The 15,359-nt window shown below is 36.4% G+C and carries 15 protein-coding genes; all 15 read left to right on the forward strand.

The genetic code is table 11. From position 1 onward, the window contains the following. Positions 1-70 precede the first annotated feature (70 nt). The 15 genes from B4D49_RS01240 to B4D49_RS01310 all read left to right on the forward strand — a co-directional run bounded on the left by B4D49_RS01240 (position 71) and on the right by B4D49_RS01310 (position 15,273). Positions 71-250, forward strand: a complete 180-nt coding sequence (locus tag B4D49_RS01240) for a hypothetical protein (RefSeq protein WP_286782938.1) — start codon at positions 71-73, stop codon at positions 248-250. Positions 251-265: 15 nt separating this feature from the next. Then, complete coding sequence (locus B4D49_RS01245) at positions 266-610, forward strand: hypothetical protein (protein WP_074656623.1); 345 nt, start codon at positions 266-268, stop codon at positions 608-610. Positions 611-627: 17 nt separating this feature from the next. Beyond that, positions 628-861 (forward strand): hypothetical protein, encoded by a 234-nt coding sequence (locus B4D49_RS01250; RefSeq protein WP_041973093.1) that lies wholly within the window; start codon positions 628-630, stop codon positions 859-861. Beyond that, entirely contained in the window at positions 848-1,183 is a 336-nt protein-coding gene (locus tag B4D49_RS01255) for a hypothetical protein (protein ID WP_286782939.1), read from the forward strand. The genes B4D49_RS01250 and B4D49_RS01255 overlap by 14 nt, the downstream gene beginning before the upstream one ends. Positions 1,184-1,733: 550 nt before the next feature. Then, positions 1,734-2,747, forward strand: a complete 1,014-nt coding sequence (locus tag B4D49_RS01260; RefSeq protein ID WP_286782940.1) for a hypothetical protein — start codon at positions 1,734-1,736, stop codon at positions 2,745-2,747. Positions 2,748-2,770: 23 nt separating this feature from the next. Further along, complete coding sequence (locus B4D49_RS01265; RefSeq protein ID WP_286782941.1) at positions 2,771-3,604, forward strand: hypothetical protein; 834 nt, start codon at positions 2,771-2,773, stop codon at positions 3,602-3,604. A gap of 145 nt (positions 3,605-3,749) precedes the next feature. Then, the gene (locus tag B4D49_RS01270) at positions 3,750-4,034 is read left to right on the forward strand and encodes a hypothetical protein (protein WP_286782942.1); all 285 of its coding nucleotides are present in this window, start codon (positions 3,750-3,752) and stop codon (positions 4,032-4,034) included. 430 nt (positions 4,035-4,464) lie between these two features. Then, positions 4,465-4,803 (forward strand): hypothetical protein, encoded by a 339-nt coding sequence (locus B4D49_RS01275; RefSeq protein ID WP_286782943.1) that lies wholly within the window; start codon positions 4,465-4,467, stop codon positions 4,801-4,803. Then, a complete protein-coding gene (locus B4D49_RS01280) occupies positions 4,796-5,140 on the forward strand; it encodes a hypothetical protein (RefSeq protein ID WP_286782944.1) in 345 nt (114 codons plus the stop codon). Before B4D49_RS01275 ends, B4D49_RS01280 begins: the two co-directional genes overlap by 8 nt. 2 nt (positions 5,141-5,142) lie before the next feature. Continuing rightward, complete coding sequence (locus B4D49_RS01285; protein WP_286782945.1) at positions 5,143-5,928, forward strand: DNA/RNA non-specific endonuclease; 786 nt, start codon at positions 5,143-5,145, stop codon at positions 5,926-5,928. Positions 5,929-5,955: 27 nt separating this feature from the next. Continuing rightward, positions 5,956-6,417: a hypothetical protein gene (locus B4D49_RS01290; protein ID WP_286782946.1), complete on the forward strand. Its 462-nt coding sequence runs from the start codon at positions 5,956-5,958 to the stop codon at positions 6,415-6,417. Positions 6,418-6,427: 10 nt separating this feature from the next. Beyond that, positions 6,428-6,991, forward strand: coding sequence for a hypothetical protein (locus B4D49_RS01295; RefSeq protein WP_286782947.1), 564 nt, complete (start codon positions 6,428-6,430; stop codon positions 6,989-6,991). 20 nt (positions 6,992-7,011) lie between these two features. Further along, the gene (gene mobP2 / locus B4D49_RS01300; RefSeq protein WP_286782948.1) at positions 7,012-9,378 is read left to right on the forward strand and encodes a MobP2 family relaxase; all 2,367 of its coding nucleotides are present in this window, start codon (positions 7,012-7,014) and stop codon (positions 9,376-9,378) included. A 120-nt stretch (positions 9,379-9,498) separates the two neighbouring features. After that, positions 9,499-9,762 (forward strand): hypothetical protein, encoded by a 264-nt coding sequence (locus tag B4D49_RS01305; RefSeq protein WP_286782949.1) that lies wholly within the window; start codon positions 9,499-9,501, stop codon positions 9,760-9,762. A gap of 15 nt (positions 9,763-9,777) precedes the next feature. After that, positions 9,778-15,273: a PBECR4 domain-containing protein gene (locus B4D49_RS01310; protein ID WP_286782950.1), complete on the forward strand. Its 5,496-nt coding sequence runs from the start codon at positions 9,778-9,780 to the stop codon at positions 15,271-15,273. Positions 15,274-15,359: the final 86 nt, after the last annotated feature.

Below are 15,359 nucleotides of genomic sequence, written 5' to 3' on the forward strand. Positions count from 1 at the left end.
GCAATTTTACTATCTCTAGCAATGATTTGGTACTTTATTTGGTCTTGGCTAACGATTGTTAATATTGCCATTGGATTATTCTACGGCTCTAACTACTAGTGATAAAGCAGCTGTGTTGGAAGTTAGACCGCATTTCTATTTGCCATATCTTGGCATCTTAATCCAATTTAGTTTAGGTTTTGGATACGTTGTTGATTGGTTAACTCGTGCCATTATTGGTTTTAAAAATAGTTTAAAGAAGCGGTCTTAATTGGAGGAAATAAAAATGTTAACACCAGAGGAATTAAAGCAACGTCGCGCTACTTTAATAAAGGAATTGAGAGAACTAGATAATCAAATTCAGCAAGCAGAAAGTACCTTAAAAGGGCTCAAAAAGACGACTACCAAGCAACGGTTTAAGCAACTATTAGGAGGTTTGTTGAAACTAATGATTTGGCTCAGTTTCTTCTTAGCAAGAACAGCTTTCTTTTATTACTTCTTGCACAGTGTGATACGATGGTCGCTAGTTGCCCTGCTTTATGCTATTTGGCTAGCCTGTGGTTCAGACTTTCTTTATACAGCAGGTAGAGACTGGATCCAAGAAAAATGGTTTTTGCGGAAAAGGAGATGAATCCAAAGGAGGTACTGGTGAGTTTAATATATGGAGAATCTTTCCCACCTAAAAGAATTGAGGATAATTGCTCTCAATTTGAAAAGGAAAAATATAAGGATTGGAACACTATTCAGATTCTTAGACAGATGTTTTTATCTGGTAATCAAAAGGTAACGATAGAAGAGATAAAGCATTTTGAGGAGTATTTTGAAAAAAGATATGGAGAAACAGTTGACGACTATAAAGGGGATAAAAATGAAACTATTTAAACGTAAACATCCTATTAAGCAGGAGTTAAAACCAGAAATAGATGTAGAAAATCTTATTGGTATCGGCTATGTGAGACATCCTAATTTTGATGATATGTATCGCCAATATACTTCTGAACAGTTGGAAGAAGTGATTGCTTCTTTAAAAGAGACGATTCGGTTCTTAGAATACCAAAAATCCCTTTCTGTTGCTTTGCATGAAGGGCAAACTCAAGAAGTGCAACATCTTCTAGAAAACAAAATAGAAGGTAACTTATCCTCCCTACAAAGAGATGGGGGTTGGTTACTAGGTATTTGGGATATAGAAAATAAGCATCAATAGTTTCCAGGTTATTTCTAATGGCATAATCTACCCTATGATTACCATCTACAACAAAATTAATAAAGTAAAAAGTTGGGAAGAGAATAACAATTGGTTCTTCTTTAACAGTATCATAACTTTCCTCAAGAGCATATCCAATAAGATCTCGATTCTGTAAGAGAAGTTTTCTATTAAATGAGTTATTGATAATAAAATGCTTTGTTGAAAGAGTTTGGATAGGTAACTTAAAATAATTTATTGCTTTCAGTATCTTTTTAATATTAAATTGGATATCTATTGATTTATGATTAGGTAGTGTCAGCGGAATGCAAAACGTTTCTCCCTTGTAATTTTTGATTTCATTAGGTAAGGGATTTGTATAAACGTTAGCGAATAAATTAATCCAGGAGCTTTGATATTCTTCAAGAATTGTTGGATTCTGAAAACTAAGCTTGTTACTAGTATAAATTTTTATAAAACTTGAAATTTCATTAGGTAGCATAGGTATTTCCTCATTTCCTTTTTCTTATTTTACCATTTATTTTGATACTAAAGAAAGGACACACTACGTATGATTAATACAATAAAAAACTGGATTGAGAAGATTAAATCCAGCTCAATCGCAAAACCATTTATCGCCACTAAAAACTGGCTTCACGAAAATGTTATTAAGCGAAAATTAATTATTTTTTCTGCTTTATTAACGATTTGGCTAAGCTTATTATTAGGTGCGATTTATTCACCACAACGTCAAACTTATAGTGATGAAGAGCTCAAAACTAAACAAACTTACACGAATGGTACAGGTGAAATTAAACTCACTAGCCAAACTTATTCAGCTAAAACAGGTATCATTGTCTTGCAGTTTGAAACGAAGGATGAGACCTCTTCCGTTGATCGAGGAATTGATACCAAACGCCTTAACTGGAAACTTTACGCACAGCATAAAACGGCTGATACGGTCATGGAAGTTGTGCCAATTATTGATAATAAAATCTCTGTTATTATCCAAAATGTTCCTGAAGATTTTGGTGCTTATGCGATTGATATTACCAATAAAACGGTCGCAACTAGTTCGATTGATGTCGACATTGCCTCGTCATCTGATGATGAAGAAACGTCAGCCAGTCAAACACAATCAAGCGATGATGATGACGATAATGTGGTGCAATTTATGATCACCACTCAAAATAGTCAACTTAAAAAAGAAACGATTAAGGAGGTCTCTCGTGAAGAATTTACCTTATCCGAAATCAAAAAAGAAGAAACGTTCCAAAATAATCAAATTAAAAAATTGAACAAATCAATTGCTCAATTGAAAGCTTCTATTGAAGATGATGAGTCTCGAAAAGCGAGCTTATCAACCGAAAGTCAATACCTCACAGGCGACGATTTAGAAGCTAATCAAAAAGATATTGCAACCATTGATAGTAATATTGAATCGAAAAATCAGTCCATTGAAACAGCTAACACTAACATCGAAAAACTGGAGGAAAAGTTAGAAACGTTAGCGAAGAAAAAAGCAGCTGTCAAAGATGGGACATTTGAATTTTCAAACCCAATTGAAACGATTGAAATGGATTAAAACATAAAAAAAGGAGACAAAAAATGACTTTTAAAACATTAAAACGGACCAAAAAAGAACGCCAACTAATCTTACTAAGCATTGCCAATTGGTTGTTAGAAACAGTAAATAAATGGCAATTTTCTCTCTTGTCAGCACTTATTTTAGGAATAGCGACACAAGCTTTTTCGCAAGATATGGAAGCCGTCCAATTCTTTATGTTAGTTTTGATTATGGCTCATGCTTTCTCACGCTTTTCGTTTGATATTAGTAATTACCTAAGAGCTCTATTTCAGTTAGTTAAAGGTACAATTTGGTATGTTGTCTTTATGCTTGGTTATAGTGAGATTTCAAACGAACAAGTAGCTAATTCCTTATTGAAAGCTTGGGTTATTTCAGCTAGTTTTTATCTCATTATTCGCTATGTTTATCCTAAATTATTTAGACACTATCTGTTCAAAAAGGTACTCAATAAACCATATCTGGCTATCCGAAAAGAAGGTGATTCACTACCACCTAAAGATAACTTTTTTGAAGATGTTAAACTGGAAAATGCAACCGATAGAATGCAATTCATTAATCAAAAAGCAATTCAAACAGACTATCAAAATGTGATTGATTTATCGTTTATCAATAGCGCTAAAAAGACAGGATTACACTATTTTACTGATGTGCATACTCAAGAAACACAGCGAGAATTTGCGGATGTTGACTCTAACCATTTACTAGTTTTCAAACTTTATCCCTTTGGTTTTGCGACACCAAATGCCAGTTATTTTCATTGGACGTTATTAAAATTAGAGCTATCACAACAGGAAGCTTTTACAAGAAAAGTTGAAGGCATTCAGTCATTAAAATTGTCTTCTAAAGGTGACTAAACAGAACAATTTTTGAAAAAATAAGGGTTCTCTAACAGTTGTTGGAGAACTTTTTTGGTTACTTTGAACCCAACTGTACCTATAGAGCACGTTTTTTAATTATCACTTATACTAAACGTAATTTCAAAAAGGAGGCTATATCTGTATGGCAAAAAAAGACTTATGTAAAATCGATTTAGCACTTGAAGAAGCAAAGAAAAAAGTTGCTTCATTGGAAAATGAACGCAAACTTGCAGAAGAAAAACTTCAAAAAAATATCGGCAAATTATTTGTTCAAATTCAACTCAAAAAAGACAAAACATTATCATATGAAACGATCCAATCGAACTTAAAAAAAGAATTAGCAGAGCTCAAAAAAGTTGAAAAAGAACAACGTCTTGCTGAGAAAAAAGAGCAAAATGAATCACATCAAATGGTCCAAAACGGATAACTTTTTCAGTTGAAAAGTGATCTGAAATACTTAAAAATTTTTGTTAAAACTAAGTGAGTTGATGTAGGTATTTTTGTAAGTGTTTGTAAGTAAAAACAGGTAGGTTAGGTGCTTACTTAGTAAGCAGATGTAAGTAATGGTGTAAGTAAAAGTAGGTGAAACCGAGAAAATTGGGGACACAGGAAACGTTGATACTATCAACTCCACACGGAACGTGGGGACAGTTTCCCTTATGCTCTTTTCAAGCACTGACACCCTAAATTGGCATTAGCCATAAAGGGTGGTGTGAGTGTGCAGAAAAACCACATAAGTCGAAAACTTGTTTTCGTAACGTTGTGAGGTTGAGGTTTTCTGTTTTGCTTCTTTTATCTTTGACCTCGTTAAAAGATAAAAGAAGGGCGCCAATTTTTGACAGGAAGGGAGATTAAAAATGGTATCAAAAAATCAAACAGTAGAAATAAAAATTAGAGGACTGTCACGTGATGAAGTTAATTATTTAAAAGCATTAGCAGAAAAAAATAAAGCTAAATCATTTAATGAATTTTTACTATCGGTACTCCGTGAAAAAATTGAATACGGTCAATTTAATCGGGCACAGGATTTGTATTTAGCTTATCTTGAAAACATGAAAGAGACGACCAAACATATTTTAAATCAAACGCAAAAACAAGCAGACATTCTAGCAACGTTTGAAGGCAAAATAGATCGTTATGGGGATCATATTTCTCGTTGGTTGGAGTATGAAGGTGAGGTGGAAAGTGATGACTAAAGAAATTAAAGTTCGAAACATTTCGGACGATATATTTGAACAACTACATACCATTTCTAAAAAATATAATTATGCTAGTTTCAATGAATTTATGTTGTCCCAAATTGAAAATATTGTGATGAATGATGGTCTTAATTTGTACGGTAATCAGTTTGCGGAAACACTGTCAACTATCAAAGAACAGCAAGCGCAAATTTTAGAGTTGTTACTTAAAAATGAAATTTCACTCACAGCTTTTAGTGCTAAACAAGATATTGTGGAAGACCTCACCTTACATTGGTTACGGTTTATGGATGATGTGGATGCACTTGAGGCAGAAAGACGAGCAGGTGGTTGACCATGAAGAAAAATAAATCGGTATTAGTAGCCTTATTATTTTTAACAATCTTTCTAATTCAACCTAGAAACATTCAACGTATTGTTACTGTTTTTTCGCAAAATGATATTGCGACCCAATTAAATATTGCTGATTCGGCTGAAGAAAAAAAATCGACATCAAGTAGTGCTTATCAAGCTCAAAATGAAGCGTTAAAAGCAAAAACATATGACGGAAAACAAGTGATTACCGTTAATGATAAAGCGCAATTTACCAGTGAAGAATTAAGTTTGGAAAATGGCTCTTGGGAACGCTATTCTGATTTAGATTTTTTAAATCGTGTTGGAGTTGCTGAAGCAATGTTGGGACAAGAATTAATGCCAACTAAAAAACGTGAAGACATTTCAAACGTTACACCAACTGGCTGGAAAAATAAAAAAATTACCTTTAATGGCAAGTCTGATTATCTGTATAATCGGTCCCACTTAATTGCTTTTGAGTTAAGTGGTGAAAACGCTAATGTTAAAAATTTATTTACAGGCACTCGAGCACTAAATGCTAATTTTGATGATGAGCCATCATCAATGGTTTATTATGAAAATGTAATTGCTAATTATATCAAAGAAACTAATCATCATGTCCGTTATCGAGTGACACCACTATTTAAAAATGTGGAGTTAGTTTGTCGAGGGGTCAGACTCGAAGCGCAAAGTGTCGAAGATGATACCATCTCATTTGATGTTTATATTTTTAATGTTCAACCAGGTTATGACATTAATTACCTAACAGGCAGTTCACAAAAAAAGTAGTTAAAGAAGAAAATAAAGGAGAAGAAAATGAAGAAAAAACCAAGTCGTATGACCATCTACTTTTCACCAGAGGAGCGTCAATTTTTTGATGACATAAAACAGTATTTTGAAAATTTCAATGACCTAGAGAAGGAGATGAGTAGCTCATCGATCTTTGTGTTATTAGTTAGAACATTTCATGAATTATTTTTAGAGAATACTACGACGGAAGATTTTGGCTTACGCATGAAGCAACTAAATGACATTAAGGATGATCAACTGGAAAAAATTAATGGTGATTTAAGCACCATCAAACGTCAATTAGATCGCATGTTCTATTTAGAACTCACTAATTTTCATGCTATTACCAAAGGTGAGCAATTTGATATTCAAAATTTAGAATCCATTCGCTCCCAATTTGATCCTGAACAACATGAATTGATGGCACGTATTGAAGATGTTATCAAAGAAGATGTTAGCCGAGGGCAAACCATAAAACATTCCCATTAAGGAGTTTCCGATGAGTGATGATATTGTTGAGTTGTATTTAGCAACAGGAGATTTTCACGAGGCCGTTAAGCAGTCGGGTCTGCCTACTCACATTGCCCATTTGAAATTAATTAAAAGTGGGTGTTTAACCATACAAGATAAAATTCAATACGGCTCACGAAGTGCCAGATTAGGTGGACTAGCAGAAGAATTATTTCAAAAGTATGTGCCTGAAGCAACGGATGCCAATAAATATTTTCAGAAGAATAATCCCATTTATGATTTTTGGTTTGATGGACTGACGATTGATGTGAAGTACAGTTCGGTATATTCCAAAAAGAATAGCCAGTCTTATCATTGGCACTTTCGGACGAAAGGTGATCAAGATTTTATTGTCGCTTTTTTGGAACGTAAGCCAGGTTCTGAATTAGAACGTCCGTTTATTTTACTTATTCCCATGCAGTTTTTAACGGATAAAAATGACTTACACGTCTCACCATCTGGTAGATGGTTTAATGAATTTCAAATTGAAGCCGAAGAACTGCAACCCCTCTTAAGCGATTATGCTCAATTGCGAAAAGATGGTCTATTTTAAGGAAAAAGGAGCTGGAAACAATGAGTGACTCATCAAGTCCAAACATTACCTTTATGTTGCAATACACCGAAGCTAATAGTGCCTATGTTGATTATACGAATCGTGATGAGGCCGTCCAAATGGATAATGACCTTGACTTAGAAACTCACCGACAATCTGTCGAAGGGATGACTGAAAGTCAGCTTCAAAAAATTCAAACAGAGGTCCCAGAAACCACACTTAACTTTCAAGAATATATTGATTATATGAATCGGTCTTATGCGACTGAAAAACAAACAGATGACCTGACGGCTATTTTTACTCAGGATGCCAATTATTTGCAGCGGGAAAAAGTAACCGAGCTCAAACAAAAGCTAGAACAAGCTCACGAAAATGGCTCCTTACTTTGGCAAGGCGTTATCTCATTTGATAATGAGTTTTTAGCAGCTCAAGGATTATATGATCGTGCAACAGGTCGTGTTGACCAGCAAGCCATCAAAATGGTTATGCGAGATGTGATTCCCAAAATGATTGCCAAAGAAGGATTGTCAGAGTCGGCTTTTTGGTGGGGCAACATTCATTTAAATACCGATAATATCCATGTACACTTTGGGCTTTCTGAGATAGAATCAAAGCGAGAAAAGTTTTTTTATCAACCTCGCCACCGAATGGAATATCGTGGTAATTTTTCGCAAAAAACGATTCAAAAATGTAAAAGTGACGTTTTTCATGGCCTCATTAATGACAAAACACGTTCTGCCCTATTACGAAAGGAACAAATTTTAGCGAACCTAAAAGCTAATCTCATTGACCAAGTTGTTCAAGAAAACAGAGTGGTTCGTTCAACTGAAAAAAATTTTTTGGAACAGGCTTATAATCACTTGCCATTTCAAAAGAAGTGGCGCTATGGATCGAATGCTAAAGATTTTGCGGTGAGTAAATTCTTCTTAGATAAATACCTGGACTCTTATTTTGCACATGATGGCAAGGGCCTTTATCAAGAATTTTTGCAAGAAACCCGTGACTTTTTACAAACATATGAGGGTGCTTATTCAGCTGAAAAAAATCAGACCTATGAAAAATTGAGAAAAATAGATGGTCAAGTTATTCGGATCCAAAGAGTCTCTAAAGGATACGATTTAGACCACTTAGTGGCTCGTCGAGAAGCAGAACTAAGAGAACGGTTAGCCAATCGTATTTTCCGTTCCTTTCGAGAAACACCACCTAAGTTTCAAAATCCCTTTGAGGCCAACTTGACTCATTTTTCAACGTTGAATCAACAACGGATTCTTGAACAGTTACCAGAAGCAAGTGTTTTAAAATCGTTAGAGGCTTGGCAAAAATTAGGTTATCAATTAACCCCTAATGCCAAAGCTGTTACGATTATCAAACCTGTTTATGACAGCTATGACAAATATGGTAATGGCGTTGGCAAGCCTGATTTCCACCAAGACCAGGTTTATGACATCAGTCAAGTGGAAGAGAATCTGTTAGCTAAACAATTAACTTTGAAAGACCTATCGTTCTTCTCATCTGACGAATTAAAAGAATTGGTGGACTTAGCAAAACAAAAACCCAATCGAACCTTGAAAGAGCGTCAAGAACTTGGCACCTTTCGCTATGCACTAAAGCTTAGTCGACTAGAAGAAAAACAAAAAGAGCTCCTAGTAACTCAGAAGCTCCTACAACAAGTTCAGCCCTTAGCAACTGACCAAGCCTTTGTAGACTTTAAACGACAAGCAATAGCTCAAGAACTTAAGCTCATTGAATGGCAATTAACCCCAAATTATAAACTCAAACCAGAGGCCATCACTGCTAAGAAGCTGCTTGCCCAACAATTTCAAGATAGTATTTCCCTGCCCGTTTCAAAAGCATCGGGAGAGAACATTCAGATACCAGTCAAACAGCTGCAAGAAGAATTACAAGCTCTTTCAACGCTTCAAGATCAAAGTATCTTATCCTTGTTAAGAGGACAAGATGTTACTAAACAGGAGTATGCTGAGGCGTTACAGACTCACCTGTCTATTTTTCAGGTGAAACATGATATCTATCAAAATAATCAAGTGATGGCAGTATCATCAGATGATGAACAAGTCAAAGCGTTGAAACGATTAAATGCGCAACATTTTTCAACACTTAAACAACTCTACAGTAAACTATTACCTGAAGAGGAGAGTCAACAAAAAACGCAGATCCAACAAGCAATTGCAAAGCAAATGCAGGCTCAAAAACAGTCACATCGCCAAAATTTGCAACAAGCACACGGTAAAGCAACGATAGACACTAGTTTTATGCGGCAGTTAACAGCTTCACTCTCAAAAGCCCAGCGGGCAGACCACCGAGCACTTACAGAAAGAGCTCGTAGTGATGAACGAGAAGAGCAAGAAGAATACCGCCAAAATCGTTAATTTAAAAAGATACTGATCGTTAATCAGTATCTTTTTTTGGAATTGACTTGTCCCTTTACAGCACGATTTTAGCTTATCGCTTACGATAAAAGTAATCGTATAAAGAAAGGAGTAATGCATATGGAACTGAATTTTCCAGATGTTGCGCCAGAACAGTTTGATGTGGCTGCAGATTGGTTAGTCAAAACGATGGATGATCAAACGTTACTAGTTACTTTTGAAGGTCAAGGTAAAAATGCAGATTTAGAGGTTTGTTTAGATTATCAACATAATCCCAAACAGTATGCCTTATTATCTGTTGGGGACTTGATTCATTTACCAATAGAACTGTTTATCACCCCAGATGATAATAAGCCTTATCATCCTCAGTACGAGTGCTTTTAATGAAAGGAGCGTATGATGCCAGAAAAGGAAACACGTGCTAAGAGCAGAAGAGAGCGGATTGAACTTGCTCGCTCACGAGATATTTTAGATGTTGCTAATGAGTTAAATATGGAACTCGTTCAATCAGGACGAGATTATCGCTGGAAAGAACATGATAGTCTCGTGATTTCACCTGATAAGAATTTGTGGAAATGGTTCTCACGCAATTTGGGAGGAGATGTCATTTCTCTTGTTGAGACTATTAAAGAGACTGATTTTAATCAATCTGTCGATTTTTTGAATGATGGAGAGTTTAAGGCTTTTCAAAGGGTTGAACGCAGTGAGGAACCCTTTAACTATTATCTGAAACCTTATGAGCAACCATTTAATGAAGCCAGAATCTATCTTAGAGAAAAACGAGGGTTATCAGATGATACTATTGATTTCTTTTTAGATAAAGGCGTACTAGCACAAGCGAATGCGAAATTAAACAATAGTATTGAACCTGTTGTTGTTTTTAAGACACTATCATCTTCAGGTGCGGTAGTTGGTGCTAATTTGCAAGGGATTGAAGAAAACTGGGAGAAGTGGTCAGAACGTGGTTATGCCAAGAGCATTGCTAGAAATTCAGATGGGATGAATGGGTTACATGTGGATATTGGAATACCAAACCGTTTAATCTTTACGGAAAGTCCGATTGACCTCATGTCTTATTATGAACTCCATAAGGATAATCTTCAAGATGTGCGCTTGGTATCAATGGATGGCTTAAAAGAAGCAACTATTGGTCGTCATTTAGTTGAATTACAAGCAGAGCGTTCAGGACGAGACCTACGCTGGAGTAATGAAGAACTTGCTAATGGTTTAACAACTGCTGTTGACAGTAACTATTTTACAGAGGGCAAGAATGCGGATGTGATCACACTTGCGGTTGATAATGATGAGGCTGGTCGAAACTTTATCGCCTCTCTCCAAAGCAAAGGTGTCGGTTTGACAGTAGATATTCCAGACTTACCAGAAGGGCAAGAAAAAGCAGATTGGAATAGTTATTTACAACAGGAGAATAAAGAGGAGCAAGATTTTCAAAATCAATTTGATAGACAGTCGTTTGCGGAGGCTATGGGGCTCATGCAAAAATACAGCCCCGAAGAGGTCTTAAATGAATCAAATAGCTATCACGATGACATACGTTATCAATCGTTGCTCATTGACCTTGAAAAAGTTAAGACGGATCCGATGTATCGCTTCATTGAGCGCTATATAAACCGTGATATTGATCGAGAAGCCTTGAGTCAATTTTCTGCTCAGGATTTTATTACCATCGCTAAAGAACATAGTCTCCTTAATGAAGAACCATCAGTCGAACCATGGGAAGCCCTCACGGTCACTCAACCAGTCAACAGTTATACGGTTTCTACTGATAGCCTCTCAAAAGAGTTTGACAATGTTTCAGACCTATACCAATTTGTAGAGGAGAGCCTAAAGCGTCCGCAACGTCAAGAGTTATCTTCCCTTTTGTCCGAACCTGACCGAGGAACACCGTTAGATATCCTAATGGCAATTGATTCTGCAGCAGGTGGAGATTTTAATGTCGAAGTGAATGGGCAAAGTATCCTTGATCTTTTTCCTGATGGGATTAACGAAGAAGCTACCGAAATATATAGTAGGTCATCTGCCGAAATTGAAGGGACTACTATGGAGCCTTTGCCAGTTGAAAATGGAGAAGAGGTAGAAACACCAGAAATAGAAAAACGTTTACTTTCTGATATTCAGGAAAGCTTATCAACTGAAGCTGATTTAATTAGTACCATTGCAAGTGATGATAGTGTTCTTTATACGAATACAGTCAATTTTGACCAAGAATATAGTCTTAATTTAGAGGTCCACAGTCCTGAAGAAGTAGATAATCTTTCAGATATTAAAGCCCCTTGGACGCTTGAAGTTACACGAGACAATCACTCACTAGGTTATCTAGCTTATGGCGAGGATTGGGGAAATAATTTTAATGTCGAAGAGGAGCTGGTCAATCTTGATAGCTGGGTAACAAGGAATCAAGTGGAAAATCATTTGTATTCTCAAGAAGAAGTGAATAGCTTTTTGGAGCCTCTAACAGCTGAAAAAGAAGCCGTTGGTGAATTGAAGTCTTACGGTACTTTCATTATTGATGATGACTATCTTGAACGTCGTTATGGTTCCGTGGAACACGATAACAGTATCAGAACGGCTATTGAACAACTAAGTAATCTTATTGGTTTTGATAACATGCCTACTAATGACCAGGAAACGGAGTGGGTACATACTAAGAAGGTTGATTTTGAAGGAACTCAATTAATTTTAGATGTTTACTCATCAAGTGAAGACAAAATCTTTGAAGGTAAGAATCAAAAAAACAACTGGTCAATAGCTGTCTTAGGGGAAAATGGTCCCTTAGGTTTTCTAACTTATGGTGAAGCTTGGCTTGATGACATTAATCCTGGAACGAGTCTCAGAGACAAACTGACTGATTTACAAACTTGGATAACAGAAGGTTCAATTGGTAAACACCTTTATACCCAACAAGATTATAATCAATTTAGTGCTTCTCTAAAAGAAAAAGCTCTTAGCCAAAGCCAAGAGCTTAACACTGGGGGCGAATTGTTTAATCGCAGTTCCAGTTCTTTAGGAGATGATTCTCCAGGGGCAGCACCGAAGCCCGTTGAGTACGAAACTCAACCTAATTTTCCTACCAATGTTCCCTTACATTTTAACATTGATAGGAATATAAAGTCAAATTATAGGTTACATCAAGGCTATTCTTACCCTAAAAATAGGGACATTCGCAATATGAATGCCTATGCTGAAGGAATTCAAAAATCTGCTAATTGGTATCTAAATGAATTAGCCAACTCGACGGTCACTTATTTTTATGCTGATGGTGAAGAGCCAAAAGCCTTACAAGTGGAATTTAAAAAGCGTCATTGGATGCACTTGACTGGATTATCACCGATTTACTTAGATAGGTTAGATTCTGTATCAGAAACTTTTATTGACGAGATTGCTTCTGGGAAAACAACTTTTTCAAATATTGCTGTTGGAACTGGTTTTTTAGATAAAATCCAAGTTCTGCCAATACTTCCAGAAATTTTAGAAACGGACTCTTTTGTTTTTGATGATTTATCGTCCATTGAAAAATTTGGTCGATTAGATGCCTCAGCAGCTATCCGCTCAGACGATAAAAATATGGTCTTAGCCTTTCAAGTTGATGATAAAGATGAAATGTTTCCAGCTTCTCTTATGAAACCTGGAAAAAAGCTCAACTTGGAAATGGATACATTATCTCAAGAAAAAACAATACTAGGAGTCATTGTTGAGAAAGATGGTAGAACTAAAGTTCACCGTGTTAATGAAAATTATATCAAAGATAACGGTGAGGAAATGAGAGTAATTGTCGAAAATAGACAGTTTGAAGAAGTTGAAACACCAGAGCCAACCCAACATGAAGTGACGCCAGAAGCTTTTACTAGCGTCTTAGATGCGGTTTATCACAATGGATCACAAATTGGTAGAGATAACAGAGAAAATATTCCAGAAGCTCTTTATCCAGCCTGGGACAAGTATTATGACTATGTCGAACAACACGACGATAATTTAAGGAAAATTATGGAAGTTGCTGACAACGATAAATTGCTTGATAAGACCTCAGATTTTTATCGGGAATGGTCTCAAGATGATATTTATGACAATCATTATCATGTCCGCCTCCAGGACTTATCAGACGAAACCTCGTTACCATTTCAGGTAACTGACTTCATTGATTACCAAGTTTTTGCTAAAGAACTCTATCACCAAAATCAACGTTCTCAAGCAGGTGATGAAGTAACTGATGCAATCGTTAACTTTGCGATTTATGCGCCTGGTGGAGAACTCGTTAAAGAAGGGGTCAGCTATCATATTGGTGAGGAAAGCAAACCAATCTCGCAATTGCTAGGGCTTGGTTATCGTCGTTTAGCAGGTTATCAGGACTTAGCAAAAATGGATGATGACGTTCTTTCTCAGCTGGAAAATCAAGTATTGAACCAAACGATAGCAGAAGATATGGCTGAAGGCGTACCAACTACTTCTCGTGAGACAAGACAAGAAGTGACGGCGTCACATAATGAAGCTAAAACAATCACGTCAGAAAGAGAAGTGTTAAGAAATCATTTTCAACGTCGGGTGGAAGAAATTTTAAACGAGTCTCCTGTTCAAAACCAGGGAAACCATCGCACAGGTGATATTATTATTAATTCAACGGTCGCTAAAAACAATAGCGTTATTATTAATTCTGGAACGATTTCAAATCGTCAGACTAGTAACACAACGGTTCACAAAACGCCTTCTTCACCGAAGAAATCATCAGAACCTGTTGACTATCAGAAAGTTTCAGCGTATGAACTGAGCCAAGCAGCCTTTCAAAAAATCCGTGAGTATACTCAGTCTCCTAAAGACTTAGCAGAGTATCTTGACTTTATGAGTAAGTTTCCAACGCTTTCTCCTCGAAACGTTGCTCTCATTCAAGCTCAATGGCCAGGTGCCAATGCCGTGGCGACCTACAATCAATGGCAAGCGATGGGAGAGAGCCTAGGACTAAGTAAAGATGATGTGATGCAAACCAAAGCGACTTATACTAATAAGCGTACAGGTCAAACGAAAGAAGTTGTTCACAATAGCTTATCTGTTAAAGCTGGTGAAACGTCTCGGATTACTTTGTTTAGACCTCAGATGGAAAAGATGATTCCTGTTTTAGATAGCAACGGAAACCAACTCAAAAATGAGAAAGGCAATCCTAAGTTTAAACGCTTATCACAAGCGACACCGCAAGAAAAAGCGTTAGTTAAGGAAAAGAAATTGAAGGTTACCCTTTTTCAAAAACGTGATTTAAATGGCCAACCCTTATACACAACTTATAAAGTATTTGAACTCTCTCAAACGACTTTAAAACCCGAAAGCTATCCTAAGGCCATGCCAAATCGCCACTATAACTTTGATACAGATCAGGTAAAAACCAACGAAGTCCTTGAAGGGTTATGTGATTACGCTAAAAGTATTGGAGTAAGCATTCTTTCAGATGATGCCCATACCTTGGGAAATATCAAAGGTGCTTTTGATCCTAATCGTCAAGAAATTTTGCTTAATCCTCACAATACCCCTGGTGAAAAAATTGGGACAACCATTCATGAGTTAGCTCATGCGACTCTCCATAACTCTAAATTACAGTCGTCGCCTCAACCGATTCCTCGCTATATGGCTGAGCTTGAAGCCGAAATGACAAGTTACCTGGTATCCAATCATTTTGGATTAGATACGGGTGATAAAGCGTTTCGTTATATGGCTAAATGGACGGATAATTTGAGCATATTTAGTGATAAAGCTTTGACCGATTCGATGACACGGATTCATAAAACGGTGATGTCAATGGTTAAACAGGTAGAACAGCATACCAAACCTTATCAGAGAGCTAAAGGACAAGATCCAAATTTTCCCAAAGTCCCAGATAAAGGGCTAAAACGCTAAAGCTGAAAAGGAACGCTTCAACAAGCGTTCCTTTTTATTTGGTGATATATAAGAAGTTATATAACTTTTTATTCCTATTTTTATGA

Source organism: Streptococcus sp. UBA4344, from assembly GCF_002393675.1.
GTDB classification, from domain to species: Bacteria; Bacillota; Bacilli; order Lactobacillales; family Streptococcaceae; genus Streptococcus; species Streptococcus vicugnae.